Here is a 15,984-nt window from a genome sequence, read left to right as displayed (position 1 = left end):
CTACTGGAAGATCCGTGACTTCGCCGCCGTGCCCTGCGGCGGCACGCATCTCAGGCGCACCGGCGAGATCGGCGCCATCAGGCTGAAACGCGTCAACATCGGCAAGGGCAAGGAGCGCGTCGAGATCGCGCTGGCGGGGCCGTAAGTCGTCATCCCCGCGGAAGCGGGCACACAAAAAAGCGCGGCGTTGCCGCCGCGCTTTTCGGAAGGAAAGCCGATGTCCGCTTTACGCGTTCTTCACCGGATGGCGCAGCAGGCCGACCTTGCTGATCTCGACCTCGATCACGTCGCCGTCCTTCATGTAGAGCGGCGGGTTGCGCTTGGTGCCGACGCCGCCCGGCGTGCCGGTGGCGATCACGTCGCCGGGCTTCAGCGGCAGCCAGGTGGTGATGTAGCGGATGATCTTGCGCACGTTGAAGGTCATCAGGTCGGTGCCGGACTTCTGCACCGTCTGGCCGTTCAGCCGCGTCTCCAGCATCAGCGCCTGCGGATCGGGGATCTCGTCGGCCGTCACCATCCAGGGGCCGAAGCCGCCCGTGGCCGGGAAGTTCTTGCCCGGGGTGAACTGGCTGGTATGGGTCTGCCAGTCGCGCACCGAGCCGTCCATGTAGCAGGAATAGCCGGCGATGATGTCGAGCGCGTTCTCCTCGGAGACCTTGAAGCCTTCCTTGCCGATGATGACGGCCAGCTCGCCCTCGTAGTCGTAGCGGTCGGATTCGGCCGGCTTGAGCGTCGGCTGGCCATGGGCGACCTGGCTTTCGGGGAAGCGCACGAAGATGGTCGGATGGCCCGGCGGCTCGCGGCCCATCTCGCGGCGATGCTCGTCATAGTTCACGCCGACGCAGAGGATCTTGCCCGGATTGGGGATCACCGGCAGCAGCGTGGTGCCCTCGAATTTCACGTCGGCCGCGGCACCTTTCGCGGCGGCTTCCACCTCGGCCAGCGCGCCGGCCTGCAAAACGGCGGCGAGATCGGCGTATTTGCCGCCCAGCTTCGCGCCGACATCGACGATTCCGTCGCCCGCGACCACGCCGTAGGTTGCCTTGCCGTTGCGGACGAAGCTGACCACTTTCATCGAAACACGCTCCCTGCCGGGTTGGATGGATTGTTGGAGGGACGAACAATAAGATGTGCTCCGGAACGTGACAAGGCTCACTCTTTTCCCGGAACGCCGGGCCGGGACTTTCCATTACACTGAACCGCAGTAGATAACGCCGAGCCCCAGACCGCCCCGACCGGACATGCCCGCCAGCCGCAATCCCTTCCTCGCCACCCTGCTGCCCCGCCTCTGGCCCGCCGGCCGGCCCGACCTGCGCCGCCGCGTGGTCATCGCCCTGCTCTTCCTGGTGGCGGCCAAGCTGTTCAACGTCGTGGTGCCGTATCTCTTCAAGCGCGCCGTCGACCTGCTCGATACCGGCCTCAGCGCCGGCGACATCGCGGTCGGCGCGGTGCTGATGTTCGTGCTGGCCTACGGCATCGCCCGCATCGGCGCCCAGGCCTTTGGCGAGCTGCGCGATGCCGTCTTCGCCAAGGTGGCGCAGGCGGCGATCCGCGACCTCGCGCTGCAGGTCTTCGACCATCTGCATGCGCTGAGCCTGCGCTTCCATCTCGAGCGGCAGACCGGCGGGCTCTCCCGCGTCATCGAGCGCGGCACCAAGGGCATCCAGTTCGTGCTGCAGTTCATGACCTTCAACATCCTGCCGACGCTGGTGGAGATCGCGCTGGTCGGCGGCATTCTCTGGTGGTTCTACGGCTGGACCTTCGCGGTGATCACCGTGGTCACCATCGGCGGCTACATCCTCTACACGCTGGTGATCACCGAATGGCGCACCAAGTTCCGGCGCCAGATGAACGACGAGGACCAGCGCGCCAATACCCGCGCCATCGATTCGCTGCTCAACTACGAGACGGTGAAGTATTTCACCAACGAGGCCCACGAGGCGCGGCGCTACGACGAGGCGCTGGCGCGCTACGAGAAGGCCGCGGTGAAGAGCCAGACCACGCTGGCGCTGCTCAACCTCGGCCAGGGCTTCATCATCGCCGGCGGCCTCGTCGCGGTGATGAGCCTCGCCGTGCTGGGGGTGCGCGATGGCACCATGACGCTGGGCGACATCGTCATGGTCAATGCCTATCTGATCCAGCTTTACCTGCCGCTCAACTTCCTCGGCTTCGCCTATCGCGAGATCAAGCAGGGCCTGGTCGACATGGAGCAGATGTTCAGCCTGCTCGACGTGCCGCAGGAGGTGGAGGACCGGCCCGGCGCGCCGGCGCTGCAGGTGCCGCATGGCGAGCTGGTCTTCGACAATGTCGGCTTCGCCTATGATCCGCGCCGGCCGATCCTGAAGGGTGTCAGCTTCCGCGTCGCGCCCGGCGCCAAGGTAGCCGTCGTCGGCGCTTCCGGCGCCGGCAAGTCGACGCTGTCGCGGCTGCTCTACCGCTTCTACGACGTCACCAGCGGCAGCATCCGCATCGACGGCCAGGATATCCGCGAGGTCAGCCAGCTCTCGCTGCGGCGGGCCATCGGCATCGTCCCGCAGGACACCGTGCTGTTCAACGACACGATCCATTACAACATCCGCTACGGCCGCGTGGAGGCCAGCGACGCGGAGGTGGCCGAGGCGGCGCGCGCGGCGCAGCTCGATCACCTGATCGCGCAGCTGCCCGACGGCATGCAGACCATGGTCGGCGAGCGCGGGCTGAAGCTCTCGGGCGGCGAGAAGCAGCGCGTGGCGATCGCCCGTGCCCTGCTGAAGAAGCCGCGGATCATGGTGTTCGACGAGGCGACCTCGGCGCTGGACACCCATACCGAGCGCGAGATCCAGGCGGCGCTCGCCCGCGCGGCGGAAGGCTGCACCGCGCTGGTGATCGCGCACCGGCTTTCCACCGTGGTGGATGCCGACGAGATCATCCTGCTCGACGAGGGCCGCATCGCCGAGCGCGGCCGCCACCACGACCTGCTCGCCCAGGGCGGCCTCTACGCGGCGCTGTGGCAGAAGCAGCAGGAAGCCCGCGAGGCCGGCGAGCCGATCGCATCCGACCGCCCGAATGCGGCGCCGGCGGCGGTGGAGGCGGCGAAGTGAGCCGATGGAATTAAGAGTTCGTTGTCATGGCCGGGCTGGTGCCGGCCATCCACGCATTCTTTTTGCGCGGGGGTAAAGACGTGGATGCCCGGGACAGGCCCGGGCATGACGGAGGAGAAAGGTGCCGTCTCCAAGGGTCCATTGCCCTGTCGGCGCGGCGGAGGGCGGGAATGGACCCTCGGACTTCGCCCGAAGGTGAGGGTTTTTGTGAAGCAGGGCCGGCCGGCAGGGACCCGCCGCCCCTTTATATGACGGCCCGCAGCACCTAGATTACCGGCCGGAAACGAACAGCCGAGGCTTACACGTTCATGGACACCATCCGTTCCGTCCTGGTGCCGATCCACCGCGAGGGGCACAAGTTCATCGCGATCTTCGTCGCCGTCACCGTCGTGCTGTTCCTGATCGCCGAGCCGCTTGGCTGGCTCGGCGTGGTGCTGACGCTGTGGTGCACCTATTTCTTCCGCGATCCGCCGCGGGTCACGCCGGTGGCCGAGAACCTGCTGATCGCGCCGGCCGACGGCGTGGTGCAGATGATCGAGCGCGCGGTGCCACCGGAGGAACTCGGCATGGGCACCGATCCGCGCCAGCGCATCTCCATCTTCATGAATGTCTTCGACGTGCATGTGAACCGCTCGCCGGTGGACGGTACGGTCACCGCCACCGCCTACCGTCCGGGCAGCTTCCTCAATGCCGCGCTGGACAAGGCCAGCGTCGATAACGAGCGCCAGGCGCTGAAGATCCGGCTGAACAACGGCAAGGAGATCGCCGTGGTGCAGATCGCCGGCCTGGTGGCGCGCCGCATCCTCTGCGACGCCCGCGAGGGCCGCGAGCTGAAGGCGGGCGAGCGCTTCGGCATGATCCGCTTCGGCAGCCGCGTCGACGTCTATCTCGACGAGGGCATGGTGCCGCTGGTGATCGTCGGCCAGAGGACCATCGGCGGCGAGACGGTGATCGCCGAGGACAATTCCACCGCGCAGCCGCGCGTCGGCGAAGTGCGCTAGCGCGGGGCGCCGGCCGATGCCGTGGAAAGAGGGTAACAGGATGATCCGGCCGCCGCGGCAGCTCGGCAAGCTGCCGCTCAACATGCTGGCGCCGAACTTCCTCACCATCATCGCGCTCTGTTCCGGCCTCACCGCGATCCGCTTCGCCCTGCTCGGGCAGTTCAAGTTCGCCGTCGGCGCCATTGCCGTGGCGGCCCTGTTCGACATGCTGGACGGCCGCGTGGCGCGGCTGCTCAAGGGCGCCTCGCGATTCGGCGCCGAACTCGACTCGCTGTCGGATTTCCTGTCCTTCGGCGTCGCGCCGGCCATGGTGCTGTATTTCTGGACCCTGCACGATCTCGGCTCGGGCAATACCGGCTGGCTGGTCGTGCTGGCCTACAGCGTCTGCACGGCTTTGCGGCTGGCGCGCTTCAACACCGCGCTGGACGATGTCGAGAAGCCGCAATGGACCGGCAGCTTCTTCACCGGCATTCCCTCGCCGGCCGGCGCCGGCATCGCGCTGCTCTTCCTGATCATCAGCTTCGAGGTGGAAAGCGACGCGTTCCGCTCGCCGGCGCTGAACGCGATCTGGCTGCTGGCGGTCGGCGGCATGATGATCAGCCAGGTGCCGACCTTCTCCTTCAAGCGGGTGCGGGTGCAGCGCCAGTATGTCGGCCTCGTGCTGCTGGCTGCAGGCCTGCTTGCCGCCGCGCTGCTGAACCAGCCCTGGGTGACGCTGAGCCTGCTCGGCATCGCCTATCTGGCCACGATCCCGTTTTCGATCCGCGCCTATAACCGCTTCCGCAGCAGCGATGCCGCTGCCGCCGCGCGGGGCGCCGCCGATCTGCCGGTGACCGATACGGAAAACGCCCCGGTGGAAAACCCGGACAGCGACACGCCGCCGCCGCCCTCCGTGCTCCATTAGGCGTCCTGCATTAAGCCCGCGTCAGGTCCGCAGCGGTCACGATCGTTGCGTATTCGCCCGAGAGATCGGCGAGCGAGCGTTCGTGCACCAGCTCGGCGGCGTCGATCGCCAGCAGCGCGGCATGGGCGGGCAGGCGGATCAATGGCTCCTGCGCTTCTGCTCGTCCAGCTTCTGCTTCAGCCGGGCGAGATAGTCGCCGCCGTCCTTCTTCTGGGCGAGGAAGAGCCCGATCGCCATCTGGGCGCGGTCCTGGTCGGTGGTGGGCGGGCCCTTCTGCGCGATCGTCTCGGCCACCCGCAGCAGCTGCGGATTCAGCTTCGCCCGCAGGCTGCGGATCTGCTGCTGCAGCTGGGCGCGCAGCCGGCCGGTCTCGGCATCCTTGGCCGGGCCGGTATAGCGCCGGGCCGGGGTGGCCGGCTTCGGGCCGGACGGGCCGAACAGCCGGGCCAGCAGGCCGGGTTTGGGGGCGGATCTGGCCAGAACGGCCTCCTCTGATCTGGGCAAGGGGGTGATTCGGGTCTACCTGCGTCGGAAAGATAAGGGCTTGTCAAGGCATTGTCACACCACTACATGTGAAATATGAGCATGTTCGTCCCGCCCGTCACCTCGATGCCGCTGCCGCAGGCTGCCACGCCCACGGCACAGCAGGCGCCGAACCCGGTCCAGGCGGCCGCGGCGGTGACGGCCGTTCCCGTCCGGGCCGATACCCGCATGGCGGCCGGCGCCTCGGGCAACAGCGGCGGCTCGGAAGGCGCCCGGGGCAAGAAGGGCAAGGATGCCGATCGCGGCGCCGACGCCACCGAGGCCAAAACCACCCGCGCCGGCCTGCGCCCGCGCGGCATGGGCAGCAAGGCCGATCTCAGCGTCTGATTCCAAAAACTGAGTCCCCCCGGCCACAGACCGGTCACAGCACGGACACGCGACTCCGGGCTAGATGTTGAGCCCGTGCCGGGCTGCGCTCCTGCCGCCGGGCAGGAGGCCGATGCCGTGAGTCTGCAAAGCTTCTCTCCGCCATTCCTCTCTCCGCCGCGCCGGCCGCCGCCGCCGGCCCTGCTGCCCGATGCCATGTCGCTCGAGACCGTCGAGCGCGACGGCCGGCTGTACTTCGCCCGCGACGTCGAGCCGATGGTGCTGCGGGCCTGCCGGGCGCGGCGGCTCGGTTTCGATCTCTTCGCCACGCGCTTCAGCGTGCCGCGCGCCGAGCTGGCGGACATCCTGCGCGGCCGCGCGCCGCTTACGCCGCAGACCCGCCGCATCCTGGAAGACTTCATCGCGCGCAGCCTGGGCAACGCCACAGCCTGATCACACGCAAGCCGCATCGCTGCGGCTACCGTCCCGCCTGCCTGACGACCGCACTTCTCCCCGCAGCAAGCACCGGGTCGTCGGGCCAAGCAAAGGAGTAGGGACGTGACTCACCTGGACCAGCAGATCAAGCGCCATGGCCTGCGTTCCCGCGGCCTGCCCACCATCGAATCCGGCTCGCGGCTGTTCTTCGCGCGCGACGTGCAGCCGCTGGTGCTGCAGGCCTGCCAGCAGCATGAGATTGCCTTCGATGTCCTGGCGAAACGCTTCGACCTGTCGCGCGGCGGCCTGGCGCTGATCCTGCGCGGCCAGGATCCGGTGTCGCCGCAGATGCTGCGGCTGCTGGACGATTTCGTCGCCCGCGCCCAGGCCGCGGCGATGGTGGCGCGGGTCACCCAGCGCATGCGCCCGCGCAATCTGGAGGCCCGCCTGCGCAGCGCCTGAGCGGCGGACCCTGCGACAACCCACCCCCTTGAATCCGGCCCGGCTTTTGACGAATCTTGATGCTGCCCGGCACATGCCCGGCACGGAGCATTGCGAAACAGAAAGGAGCCGTCGCCGTGACCCGCCCGTCTTCCCTGCTGCCCCCGGTGCTCGATCCGCGCGCCCTCGAGGTCAAACGCAGCGGGCCCCGGATGTTCTTCGCCCGCGACGTCCAGCCGATCATCCTCGAAGCCTGCCGCCGCAAGCAGATCAGCTTCGATGCCTTCGCGCTCAAGATCGGCAGCAACCGCGCTTCGCTGGTGCTGATCCTCAAGGGCCATGATGCGGTATCCTCCAACATGCTCGGCCTGCTGCGCGACTTCGTCGCCGATGCGGGCGGCCAGAAGGTCTCGACGGCGGCGTGAGCCGCCGCCGCATGAAGCCTGGAAAACCGCGACGCCTCAGATTTTGTTAACCAAACCGGCGCCACTCTCCCTGCCGATATGACTGATTCGCTCAAGGGGGAAACGGATATGCCGGCACGGATTCGGCACCTGCGCACGATACTGGCCTCGATCAACGAGCAGCTGCTGCAACCCGACCTTCGCCCTGACGCCCGCGCCTATCTGGAACGCACCGCCGACGCCTGCCGTCTGGCGATCCGCGACCTGGCGCTGAAGATGTAGCCGCGCCGGCTCCCGCGCGATCTCTCCGTTTTCCTGCCTCCCGCGGGGGGTTCCGAAGGCCGTCACCCTCGGCGCGAGTCGAGGGCGCCATTGCCTGTCTGCCCTGCGGATTGTGCCGGTGCATTTTTCCTCTGTCCAAAGGGCACGGGGGAGGCTAGCCAGAGACATGACCCAGTCCGGACTCCTTCCCAGCCAGCGTCACCTCTTCGACATCCCCGGCGATGTCGCCTATCTGAACGCCGCCTATATGGGCCCAATGGCGAAGGCGGCGATCGCCGCCGGCGAGCAGGGCATGGCGGCCAAGGGCCGGCCCTGGCTGATCCGCCCGGAGGATTTCTTCACCGATTCCGAAGCGGTGCGCGCGCTGTTCGCGAAGCTGGTGAATGCGACGGCCGACGATGTCGCGCTCGTCCCGGCGGTGTCCTACGGCATGGGCGTCGCCGCCCATGCGCTGCCGCTGAAGGCCGGGCAGAGCGTGCTGACGCTCGCCGAGCAGTTTCCCTCCAACGTCTATCCCTGGATCGAGAAGGCGCGGCAATGCAACGCCGCCCATGTCACCGTGCCGCGCCCGGCCGATGACGACTGGACGCGCGCGGTGCTGGCGCTGATCGACGAGCGCACCGCGATCGTCGCGCTGCCGCACTGCCACTGGACCGATGGCGGCCTGCTCGATCTCGTCGCAATCCGCCGGGCCTGCGACCGGGTCGGCGCCGCGCTCTGCATCGATGCCACGCAGTCGCTCGGCGTGCTGCCCTTCGACGTGCAGGCGATCCGGCCGGATTTCCTCTGCGCCGGCGGCTACAAATGGATGCTGGGGCCGTATTCCTTCGGCTATCTCTATGTCGATCCGCGCTGGCATGACGCGCCGCCGCTCGAGCATAACTGGATCGCGCGCCAGGCTTCGGAGGATTTCACCGCGCTGGTGAATTACAGGACCGGCTTCCAGCCCGGTGCGCGCCGCTTCGATGTCGGCGAGCGCAGCAATTTCGCCCTGGTGCCGGCGGCGAAGGCGGCCCTGCAGATGCTGCTCGACTGGGGACCGGAGACGATCCAGGCGACGCTGAGGCATCGTACGGACGCGATCGCCGAACGCGCGCGGGCCGAGTTCGGCCTCGACAGCGTCGCCCCCGATCGCCGCGCCGGCCATTATCTCGGCCTGCGCTTCACCGAAGGGGTGCCGCCCGAACTGCCGGCGAAGCTCGCCGCCGCCAGTGTCTTCGTCAGCGTCCGCGGCAAATCCATGCGCGTCACGCCCCATGTCTACAACACCGACGAGGATGTCGAGCGGCTGTTCCGCGTCATGAAGGACGCGCTTTCGTAAGCTGACGCAAACCCAAAGATCGTCTCCCCCGGCGCAGCCGAGGGCCCAAGCGGCCGCCCCGTCCACGCGGATGGGAGATGACGGTTTTGTGCGGCCGTATTGCCTCGCGGCGGATTCCCTTTCCGGTTTTCACACTGCTGCGATAGTATAATTTTCAGGGAAAATATTGATATATAGATCAATAATGGTCCGAAATGGACTTGAAAAATGCATCCTGATGCATTTACTATTGTCGACGACCCCGCCTCCCATCCGGTGGCCCTGGAGCTGATCCGGCTGGGGCGGAACTGGCGGACTCAGCACCATGCGCGCGCCATTCTGAGGGCGCTGGAGGATTGCGCGGAGGATGGTCTGGGCGCCGAGGTGGTGCGGTCGACGCCGGACGGAAGGATTTGCGTGGTGCCGCCGATATGGGAATTGCGGGGCGGCGATTACCGCTATGCGCTGCTGGTTCTGGTCTCGGCCGGCACCGGGACCTGTCTGGAGCTGATCCGGGGAGAGCCCGAGGAAGACTGGGCTGCCCTGATCCGGGCGGCCGCGGCGACGTACTAGCCGGCGGAATGTTGCAGAGGAGTTGCGTGATGACGGAAACCAACAGGTTCGTGTCCGGGATCGAAACGGCGATCGCCGAGGCCAATCCGGATTACCGCCGGCTGGCGGAGCGCGACCGCAGGATCGCTTCCGTCGTCGAGACCCTGCGCGCCCTGCTGAAGGAGCGCCTGCGGGCCAGCGAAAAGTCGCAGCTCAATCTGGCGCAGGAGCTCGGCGTCGATCCCTCGGCGGTGTCGCGCGGCCTGTCGGGCAAGGGCGATATCGGACTGAAGACGCTGCTGCGCTATGCCGACGCGCTCGACGCCAATCCGGCAGAGCTGCTCGGCCTCGCGCTGGAGCGGGCCGGCGGCGGCTGGACCAAGGCGACCGATGCGGGATACCAGGCCGCGCTGCTGCGCCAGACGATCATGACGGAGATTCCCGTCGAAACGCGGCAGCACATGATGCACACGCTCGCCGATCTGCTGGGCCTGGGATCCGGCACGCCGGACAAGATGCACTACTAGGACATGCTGAGCTCCAGCATCCTCGGCATCATCGGTTCGCTGCTGCTGGCATGGTCGCCGCTGCATGACGTCGCGCAGCGGTTCCGCATTCTCCGCGATGAGTACAGGGCGAACCGCGCGTCGTCGCGCTTCACCGGCGCGCTGCGCAAGGCCTGCGCCGAGGGCCTGGAGATGAAGCGCAATACCTTCAACATCCCCGACGCCGTCGCCAACCTGCTCGGCGCGCTGCTGCTGGTGGCGGCTTTTGTCGTCGAATACAGCGGCGGCTGACCGGCCGCTGCCGGGCGGGCTCAGCCCTCGCCGTTGCCGCCGCCGTTGAGGTCGGCCGGGTTGGGCATGCCGAGCGCGTGGAAGCCGCAGTCGACATGGACGACTTCACCGCTGACGCCGGAGCCGAGATCGGAGAGCAGGAACAGCGCCGCGCCGCCGACCTCGTCCAGCGTCGCATTGCGGCGCAGCGGCGAATGCTGCGCGGTGAACCTGAAGGTGGCGCGGGCCGAGCCGATGGCCGAGCCGGCCAGCGTGCGCATCGGCCCCGGCGAGATGGCGTTGACGCGGATCTTCTGCGGGCCGAGATCGACGGCGAGATAGCGCACGCTGGCTTCCAGCGCCGCCTTCGCCACGCCCATCACGTTGTAGTTCGGCATCACGCGGGTGCTGCCTTCATAGGTCAGGGTCACCAGCGCGCCGCCGTCGTTCATGTAGGGCATGGCGAGCCGCGCCACTTCCGTGAAGGAATAGCAGGAGATCGCCATCGAGCGCGCGAAGTTGCTCTTGGTGGTGTTGAGGTAGCGGCCCTTCAGCTCTTCCTTGTCGGAATAGGCGATGGCATGGACGACGAAGTCGAGCCGGCCGTCGAAGGCCTTGCCGACCGCGTCGAAGGCCGAATGCATGCTGGTCTCGTCCTCGACGTCGCAGGGCACCACGGCCCTGGCATTCACCGAGTCGGCCAGCGGCTTCACCCGGCGGTCGAAGCCGACGCCCTGGTAGGTGAAGGCCAGTTCGGCGCCATGGGCAGCCAGCGTGCGGGCGATGCCCCAGGCGATGGAATGGTCGTTGGCGACCCCCATGATGAGGCCGCGCTTGCCACTCATCAACGCGCGCGTATCGGTCATAGCGGAATCCGAAAAAAGATGTCTGCGAAGGATCAGGCGTCGTAACGCTGGAACAGCAACGTCGCGTTGGTGCCGCCGAATCCGAAGGAATTCGACATGACACGGTTCAGCGTCACGTTGTCCTTGCGCTCGCGCAGGATCGGGAAGCCTTCCGCTCCGGGATCGAGGGTCTCGATATTGGCCGAAGCGGCGAGGAAGTTGTCGCGCATCATGAGCAGCGAATAGATCGCCTCATGCACGCCGGCGGCACCCAGGCTGTGACCGGTCAGCGACTTGGTCGAGCTGATCGCCGGCACCGCCTCGCCGAACACCTCGCGGATCGCGTTCAGCTCCGTGATGTCGCCGGCCGGGGTCGAGGTGCCGTGGGTGTTGATGTAGTCGACCGGCGCGTTGTGGCCCATATGGCCGTTGCGCGCCGCCTCGTTCAGCGCCTGCTTCATGCAGCGCACCGCGCCCTCGCCCGAGGGCGCCACCATGTCGGCGCCGTCGGAGGTGGCGCCGTAGCCGACCAGCTCGGCATAGATCCTGGCGCCGCGGGCCTTGGCATGTTCGAGTTCTTCCATCACCAGGATGCCGCCGCCGCCGGCGATCACGAAGCCGTCGCGGTTCTTGTCATAGGCGCGCGAGGCCTTTTCCGGCGTGTCGTTGTAGGCCGAGCTCATCGCCGGCATGGCGTCGAACAGTACGGAGAGCGTCCAGTCCAGTTCCTCGCCGCCGCCGGCGAAGACGATGTCCTGCTTGCCCAGCTGGATCAGCTCGGCGGCGTTGCCGATGCAGTGCGCCGAGGTCGAGCAGGCGGACGAGATCGAGTAGTTCACGCCCTTGATCCTGAACGCCGTGGAGAGCACCGCCGAGCAGGTGCTCGACATGCAGCGCGGCACCATGAACGGGCCGATCTTCTTCGGGCCCTTCTCGCGGGTGATGTCGGCCGCCTGGATCAGGTTGCGCGTCGAGGGACCGCCGGAGCCGACGATCAGGCCGGTGCGTTCGTTGACGACCTCGCGTTCCTCGAGGCCGGAATCGGCGATCGCCTGTTCCATGGCGAGATAGGCATAGGCCGCGCCGTCGCCCATGAAGCGGCGCTGGCGGCGGTCGATGGCCGCGTCGAGATCGATCTTGACCGTGCCGTGCACCTGGCTGCGGAAGCCGAGCCTGGCGTATTCCTCGGCAAAGACGATGCCGGAGCGGCCGGCCTTCAGGCTGTCGGCCACTTCCTCGGCATTGTTGCCGATGGAAGAGGTGATGCCGAGACCGGTGACGACGACGCGACGCATATACGATGTTCCTTATGCCGCGGCAGGGGCCATGCCTTCGGGGAAGACCCCGACGCGCATGTCCTTGCATTCATAGGCGGGCTTGCCGTCGATCAGCATGATGCCGTCGGCGACGGCGATGCCGAACTTGCGCATCAGCACCTTCTTGATGTCGATCCTGAAGGTGATCTTCTTGGCCGCCGGCGTGACCTCGCCGGAGAATTTCACTTCGCCGACGCTGAGCGCGCGGCCCTTGCCCGGCGCCTTCATCCAGCCGAGGAAGAAGCCCACCAGCTGCCACATGCCATCGAGGCCGAGGCAGCCCGGCATGATCGGGTCATTCTCGAAATGGCAGGGGAAGAACCAGAGATTGGGCTTGATGTCGAGTTCGGCCTCGATCTCGCCCTTGCCGTATTTGCCGCCCTGGTCGGCGATCTTGAGAATGCGGTCCAGCATCAGCATGGGCGGCAGCGGCAGACGGGCATTGCCCTCGCCGAACAGCTTGCCATGAGCACAGGCCAGCAGATCCTCGTAACTATAGCTCGACTTCCGTTCCACGTTCGGAGCCCTCAACCCCTGTTGCGCCTGAAGGATGGTTTGCCGACAATCCCCGTCACCCGGGTCCGTTGCCCCTCTTCGGGGTCCCTCGGGAGCCTTAAGTCTCGGACCTGTCTCCATCTTCCGGGCTCAATGTAGTGATCCGCCCGCCAGTCGCAACAGTTTCGTTGCACTTTGTTACAAAGCTGCTACTGGTGCGCGGAGGATCCCTGCGATATATCGGACAGAATGAACAAGATGATCGAACCCCGGTTCCAGGACGCCGCGGCGCTGCTGCGCGAGGCCGGCCTGCGGACCACCCGGCAGCGTCTGGCCCTGGCCCGGATCCTGTTCGCCCAGGGTCCGCGCCATGTGACGGCGGAAAGTCTGTTCAACGAGGCGGCGGCCAGCGGCGAACGGCTGTCGCTCGCCACCGTCTATAACTGCCTGCACCAGTTCACCGCCGCGGGGCTGCTCCGTATGGTGACCGTCGACGCGGGCCGCTCCTACTTCGACACCAACCTCGCCCCGCATCACCATTTCTACTACGAGCGGACCGGCGAGCTGCGCGACATCCCGGAAGAAGAGGTTGCCCTGGTGCGTGTGCCCCAGGCCCCGCCCGGCGAGCGCATCGCCCGGGTCGACGTAATCGTCCGGTTGCAGAGCTGACCGGCGGCGCAACGTCCGCGTTTCCTTATCAATAAATAACGCTCTGTTCGACCAGCGGTTGCCCTAGATCAAAGCAGCCGGGGGCATTCGCCCGCATTGTTGCCGGCGGAACCGCCATATGAGCCACAAGCCACCCATCGTCCTCCGTTCGCGTCAGGGCCTGATCGGGCTGACCCTGATCCTCGTCTATGCGGTCAGCCTCGGCTTTCTCGCCGCCTATGGCTATTACCATCTGAAGGCGCGGCAGCAGGACAAGCAGCAGCGCGCCGTCGAACTCACGCGCATGCTGGCCGACCATGCCGAACGCACGCTGAGCGAGGCCGACCGCGACCTGCAGATCGCCGCGATGCTGCTGCAGACCGACCAGCAGGCCTGGCCGTCGCCGGGGCGCATCCATCTGCTGCTGAAGGAACTGGCCGGCGCCTCGGCGCCGATCCGCTACCTCGTCGTGCTCGACGAAACCGGCCGCTCGATCGGCGATGCCGGCGCCTTCCCGCCGCGTCCCTATAACGGCTCCGAACGCGAGTATTTCCGCCGCCATCGCGAGGGCGAGAGCGGCCTGATCATCGGCGCGCCGGTGAAATCCCAGATCGACGGACGCTGGTTCTTCTCCCTCAGCCGCGCCCTGCTCGACCCGGGCGGCCGGTTCCGCGGCGTCGCGGTGGCGGCGATCGACCTGCATTACCTCGACCGCTTCGTGCAGGGCCTGCGCCAGGATCCCGGCGACCATATCGCGCTGGTCGGCCGCCAGGGCATCATCTACTACATCAACGGCATGGCCGAGGCCGATGTCGGCCGGCTGCTGGATTACTGGGATCCGGGCGCGCAGGGCCTGCTGCAGGGCGAGACCATCCTGGGCGGGCGCCTGCACGACCTGACGGTCCAGCCGCTCGAGCATTACCCGCTGAAAGCCGTCTTCGCCGCGCGGTCGACCTCCTGGCTGGGCGAGGCCGCCGCCGTCATGAGCGACATCGCGCCGCTTGCGGTCGCCAGCCTGCTGCTGGTGACCGGCATCGGCCTCTTCCTGCTGCATCATGCCGGCCGCGCGGAGCGGCTGCTGCGCGACATCGCCGATACCATGCCCGGCGTGCTCTACCGGCTGCGCATCGATGGCAATGGCCGCGCCACGCTGCTCTGGACCAGCCAGCGCGCGTCGAAGATTCTCGATGTCGATGCCGCCACGCTGTTTGCCGATGCGCGCAGCTTTCGCCCGCATCCGGAAGACGAGCCGCGGCTGCGGGCCGCCCTGCTCGACGCGGCAAGGTCGGGCCGCGACCTGACCCTCGAGGGCCGGCGCGTCCTGTCCGACGGCAGCATCCGCCATTTCCGCGCCACCGGCCGGCCGCGCGCCGACGGCGACGGCTGGGTCTTCGACGGCGTGATCTTCGACATCACCGAGGAACGCCGCATCGCCGATGCGGTGCAGGCATCCGAGAAGCGGCTGGCGATGGTGCTGGACGCCGCGCAGGACGCCATCGTCGCACTCGACCAGTCGCTGACGATCACCCATTTCAACAAGGGCGCCGAGGCGATGTTCGGCTTCCGCGCCGAGGAGATGATCGGGCGTTCGCTGAAGCCGCTGCTGCCCCATGCGGTGCGCGGCCATCACGACGACATCCTCCGCGGCATCCTCAACGGCCCCGACGGCGCGCGCGACATGGGCAGCTGGCGCGAGGTCCACGGCCTGCGCCGCGACGGCACCGAATTCCCGCTGCTGTCCTCGATCTCGAAGGTCACGCTGCCCAGCGGCGAGGCGATGCTCTGCGCCATCATGCGCGACATGACCGATCTCGCCGCCACCGAACTGCGGCTCACCCAGCTGACGACCGAGCAGAGCCGACTGCTGGCGCTGGCCGAACAGGCCAACCAGGCCAAGGCGAAATTCCTCGCCAACATGAGTCACGAGCTGCGCACGCCGCTGAACGCCATCATCGGCTTCTCGGAGGCGATCGACGCGCAGATCTTCGGCCCGATCGGCTCCGAGCGCTACCGCGGCTACGTGCAGGACATCCTGAGCAGCGGCCGGCATCTGCTCGAGCTGATCAACGACATCCTCGACCTCAGCAAGATCCAGCAGAAGGGCGTCGATTTCCGCTTCGGCACGATCGATGCGCGCGACGCGATCAGCGACGCGCTGATCTTCGTGCGCCGGCGCGCCAGCGAGAAGGGCGTGGAGATCGAGGTCCGCACCGAGACGGATCCGCCCGAAGTGGTGGCCGACGAGCGCGCGCTGCGCCAGATCCTGATCAACCTGTTCGGCAACGCGGTGAAGTTCACGCCGCCGGGCGGCCTGATCACCGCGACCCTGCGCGCCGCCGGCGACGGCTGCCTCGCGATCCGGATCGACGATACCGGGCCGGGCGTGTCGCCCGAGCTGCTGCCGCGGCTGGGCGATCCCTTCGTGCAGGACCGCGATGTCTATACCGGCAGCGGTACCGGCACGGGGCTTGGCCTCGCCATCGTGCGCGAACTGGTCGCCGCGCATCGCGGCCGCATCACCTTCGCCAACCGGCCCGAGGGCGGTTTCCGCGTCGTGGTGGAACTGCCGATGCCGGTGACCGCTGCGAAAGCGGCGGCGGCGGCAGGGTAAACGCCTCCGCGATGGCGGCCGCGCTGATTGCAAATCAGAGTCAAC

Annotated in this window: 21 protein-coding genes; 15 read left to right on the top strand and 6 right to left on the bottom strand. The window is 67.4% G+C overall.

Annotation, left to right across the window (positions count from 1 at the left end; translation table 11 throughout):
• Positions 1–10: 10 nt before the first annotated feature.
• Positions 11–145 carry a hypothetical protein gene (locus VKZ87_RS11515; RefSeq protein WP_324221405.1) on the top strand — a complete coding sequence of 45 codons (135 nt, stop codon included), beginning with the start codon at positions 11–13 and terminating at the stop codon, positions 143–145.
• 81 nt (positions 146–226) lie between these two features.
• Here VKZ87_RS11515 and VKZ87_RS11510 read toward each other — a convergent pair whose 3' ends face one another.
• Positions 227–1,075, bottom strand: a complete 849-nt coding sequence (locus tag VKZ87_RS11510) for a fumarylacetoacetate hydrolase family protein (RefSeq protein WP_324221403.1) — start codon at positions 1,073–1,075, stop codon at positions 227–229.
• 166 nt (positions 1,076–1,241) lie between these two features.
• On the opposite strand from VKZ87_RS11510, the gene VKZ87_RS11505 reads away from it, so the two are divergent.
• The 3 genes from VKZ87_RS11505 (at position 1,242) to pssA (ending at position 4,985) form a co-directional block, all read left to right on the top strand.
• Entirely contained in the window at positions 1,242–3,080 is a 1,839-nt protein-coding gene (locus VKZ87_RS11505) for an ABC transporter ATP-binding protein/permease (RefSeq protein WP_324221402.1), read from the top strand.
• 269 nt (positions 3,081–3,349) lie between these two features.
• Positions 3,350–4,081 (top strand): phosphatidylserine decarboxylase, encoded by a 732-nt coding sequence (locus VKZ87_RS11500; RefSeq protein WP_324221404.1) that lies wholly within the window; start codon positions 3,350–3,352, stop codon positions 4,079–4,081.
• A 40-nt stretch (positions 4,082–4,121) separates the two neighbouring features.
• Positions 4,122–4,985, top strand: a complete 864-nt coding sequence (gene pssA / locus VKZ87_RS11495) for a CDP-diacylglycerol--serine O-phosphatidyltransferase (RefSeq protein ID WP_324221401.1) — start codon at positions 4,122–4,124, stop codon at positions 4,983–4,985.
• Between the two features lie 10 nt (positions 4,986–4,995).
• On the opposite strand, the gene VKZ87_RS11490 is transcribed toward pssA, so the two are convergent.
• Together VKZ87_RS11490 and VKZ87_RS11485 are read right to left on the bottom strand one after the other, a co-directional pair.
• Positions 4,996–5,127 carry a hypothetical protein gene (locus VKZ87_RS11490; RefSeq protein WP_324221400.1) on the bottom strand — a complete coding sequence of 44 codons (132 nt, stop codon included), beginning with the start codon at positions 5,125–5,127 and terminating at the stop codon, positions 4,996–4,998.
• Positions 5,124–5,489 carry a hypothetical protein gene (locus VKZ87_RS11485; protein WP_324221399.1) on the bottom strand — a complete coding sequence of 122 codons (366 nt, stop codon included), beginning with the start codon at positions 5,487–5,489 and terminating at the stop codon, positions 5,124–5,126. The genes VKZ87_RS11490 and VKZ87_RS11485 overlap by 4 nt, the downstream gene beginning before the upstream one ends.
• 75 nt (positions 5,490–5,564) lie before the next feature.
• Between VKZ87_RS11485 and VKZ87_RS11480 the strand changes: the two genes are divergently transcribed.
• The 9 genes from VKZ87_RS11480 (at position 5,565) to VKZ87_RS11440 (ending at position 10,045) form a co-directional block, all read left to right on the top strand.
• Positions 5,565–5,855, top strand: a complete 291-nt coding sequence (locus VKZ87_RS11480) for a hypothetical protein (RefSeq protein WP_324221398.1) — start codon at positions 5,565–5,567, stop codon at positions 5,853–5,855.
• A 117-nt stretch (positions 5,856–5,972) separates the two neighbouring features.
• Positions 5,973–6,287: a hypothetical protein gene (locus VKZ87_RS11475; protein WP_324221397.1), complete on the top strand. Its 315-nt coding sequence runs from the start codon at positions 5,973–5,975 to the stop codon at positions 6,285–6,287.
• Positions 6,288–6,392: 105 nt separating this feature from the next.
• Entirely contained in the window at positions 6,393–6,731 is a 339-nt protein-coding gene (locus VKZ87_RS11470) for a hypothetical protein (RefSeq protein WP_324221396.1), read from the top strand.
• A 116-nt stretch (positions 6,732–6,847) separates the two neighbouring features.
• Positions 6,848–7,135, top strand: coding sequence for a hypothetical protein (locus VKZ87_RS11465; protein ID WP_324221395.1), 288 nt, complete (start codon positions 6,848–6,850; stop codon positions 7,133–7,135).
• 108 nt (positions 7,136–7,243) lie between these two features.
• Positions 7,244–7,396 (top strand): hypothetical protein, encoded by a 153-nt coding sequence (locus VKZ87_RS11460; RefSeq protein ID WP_324221394.1) that lies wholly within the window; start codon positions 7,244–7,246, stop codon positions 7,394–7,396.
• A 166-nt stretch (positions 7,397–7,562) separates the two neighbouring features.
• On the top strand, positions 7,563–8,717 hold the full coding sequence (locus tag VKZ87_RS11455) for an aminotransferase class V-fold PLP-dependent enzyme (RefSeq protein ID WP_324221393.1): 1,155 nt from the start codon (positions 7,563–7,565) through the stop codon (positions 8,715–8,717).
• A gap of 207 nt (positions 8,718–8,924) precedes the next feature.
• Positions 8,925–9,269 (top strand): hypothetical protein, encoded by a 345-nt coding sequence (locus VKZ87_RS11450; RefSeq protein WP_324221392.1) that lies wholly within the window; start codon positions 8,925–8,927, stop codon positions 9,267–9,269.
• Between the two features lie 29 nt (positions 9,270–9,298).
• Complete coding sequence (locus tag VKZ87_RS11445) at positions 9,299–9,775, top strand: helix-turn-helix transcriptional regulator (protein WP_324221391.1); 477 nt, start codon at positions 9,299–9,301, stop codon at positions 9,773–9,775.
• 3 nt (positions 9,776–9,778) lie between these two features.
• Entirely contained in the window at positions 9,779–10,045 is a 267-nt protein-coding gene (locus VKZ87_RS11440) for a hypothetical protein (RefSeq protein WP_324221390.1), read from the top strand.
• A 20-nt stretch (positions 10,046–10,065) separates the two neighbouring features.
• Here VKZ87_RS11440 and VKZ87_RS11435 read toward each other — a convergent pair whose 3' ends face one another.
• The 3 genes from VKZ87_RS11435 to fabA are packed head-to-tail and all read right to left on the bottom strand — an operon-like array spanning position 10,066 to position 12,701.
• Positions 10,066–10,890: an enoyl-ACP reductase FabI gene (locus tag VKZ87_RS11435; RefSeq protein WP_324221389.1), complete on the bottom strand. Its 825-nt coding sequence runs from the start codon at positions 10,888–10,890 to the stop codon at positions 10,066–10,068.
• A gap of 32 nt (positions 10,891–10,922) precedes the next feature.
• The gene (fabB, locus tag VKZ87_RS11430) at positions 10,923–12,164 is read right to left on the bottom strand and encodes a beta-ketoacyl-ACP synthase I (protein WP_324221388.1); all 1,242 of its coding nucleotides are present in this window, start codon (positions 12,162–12,164) and stop codon (positions 10,923–10,925) included.
• Positions 12,165–12,176: 12 nt separating this feature from the next.
• On the bottom strand, positions 12,177–12,701 hold the full coding sequence (fabA, locus tag VKZ87_RS11425) for a 3-hydroxyacyl-[acyl-carrier-protein] dehydratase FabA (protein ID WP_324221387.1): 525 nt from the start codon (positions 12,699–12,701) through the stop codon (positions 12,177–12,179).
• Between the two features lie 237 nt (positions 12,702–12,938).
• Here fabA and irrA point away from each other — a divergent pair, with 237 nt between their 5' ends.
• Together irrA and VKZ87_RS11415 are read left to right on the top strand one after the other, a co-directional pair.
• Positions 12,939–13,349, top strand: coding sequence for an iron response transcriptional regulator IrrA (gene irrA, locus VKZ87_RS11420; RefSeq protein WP_324221386.1), 411 nt, complete (start codon positions 12,939–12,941; stop codon positions 13,347–13,349).
• Between the two features lie 118 nt (positions 13,350–13,467).
• Positions 13,468–15,939, top strand: a complete 2,472-nt coding sequence (locus tag VKZ87_RS11415) for an ATP-binding protein (RefSeq protein WP_324221385.1) — start codon at positions 13,468–13,470, stop codon at positions 15,937–15,939.
• Positions 15,940–15,984: the final 45 nt, after the last annotated feature.

Source organism: Ferrovibrio sp., assembly GCF_035304305.1.
GTDB lineage: Bacteria > Pseudomonadota > Alphaproteobacteria > Ferrovibrionales > Ferrovibrionaceae > Ferrovibrio.
Note: the sequence above shows the minus strand (reverse complement) of the source record. Positions and strands in the feature narration are given on the sequence as shown.

Excerpts from the sequence above, each read along its gene's own strand:
- VKZ87_RS11450 (WP_324221392.1), top strand. The coding sequence starts at position 8,925 with ATGCATCCTGATGCATTTACTATTGTCGACGACCCCGCCTCCCATCCG.
- VKZ87_RS11510 (WP_324221403.1), bottom strand. The coding sequence starts at position 1,075 with ATGAAAGTGGTCAGCTTCGTCCGCAACGGCAAGGCAACCTACGGCGTG.
- VKZ87_RS11455 (WP_324221393.1), top strand. The coding sequence starts at position 7,563 with ATGACCCAGTCCGGACTCCTTCCCAGCCAGCGTCACCTCTTCGACATC.
- irrA (WP_324221386.1), top strand. The coding sequence starts at position 12,939 with ATGATCGAACCCCGGTTCCAGGACGCCGCGGCGCTGCTGCGCGAGGCC.
- VKZ87_RS11435 (WP_324221389.1), bottom strand. The coding sequence starts at position 10,890 with ATGACCGATACGCGCGCGTTGATGAGTGGCAAGCGCGGCCTCATCATG.
- VKZ87_RS11460 (WP_324221394.1), top strand. The coding sequence starts at position 7,244 with ATGCCGGCACGGATTCGGCACCTGCGCACGATACTGGCCTCGATCAAC.
- pssA (WP_324221401.1), top strand. The coding sequence starts at position 4,122 with ATGATCCGGCCGCCGCGGCAGCTCGGCAAGCTGCCGCTCAACATGCTG.
- VKZ87_RS11480 (WP_324221398.1), top strand. The coding sequence starts at position 5,565 with ATGAGCATGTTCGTCCCGCCCGTCACCTCGATGCCGCTGCCGCAGGCT.
- VKZ87_RS11445 (WP_324221391.1), top strand. The coding sequence starts at position 9,299 with ATGACGGAAACCAACAGGTTCGTGTCCGGGATCGAAACGGCGATCGCC.
- fabB (WP_324221388.1), bottom strand. The coding sequence starts at position 12,164 with ATGCGTCGCGTCGTCGTCACCGGTCTCGGCATCACCTCTTCCATCGGC.
- VKZ87_RS11505 (WP_324221402.1), top strand. The coding sequence starts at position 1,242 with ATGCCCGCCAGCCGCAATCCCTTCCTCGCCACCCTGCTGCCCCGCCTC.
- VKZ87_RS11440 (WP_324221390.1), top strand. The coding sequence starts at position 9,779 with ATGCTGAGCTCCAGCATCCTCGGCATCATCGGTTCGCTGCTGCTGGCA.
- VKZ87_RS11415 (WP_324221385.1), top strand. The coding sequence starts at position 13,468 with ATGAGCCACAAGCCACCCATCGTCCTCCGTTCGCGTCAGGGCCTGATC.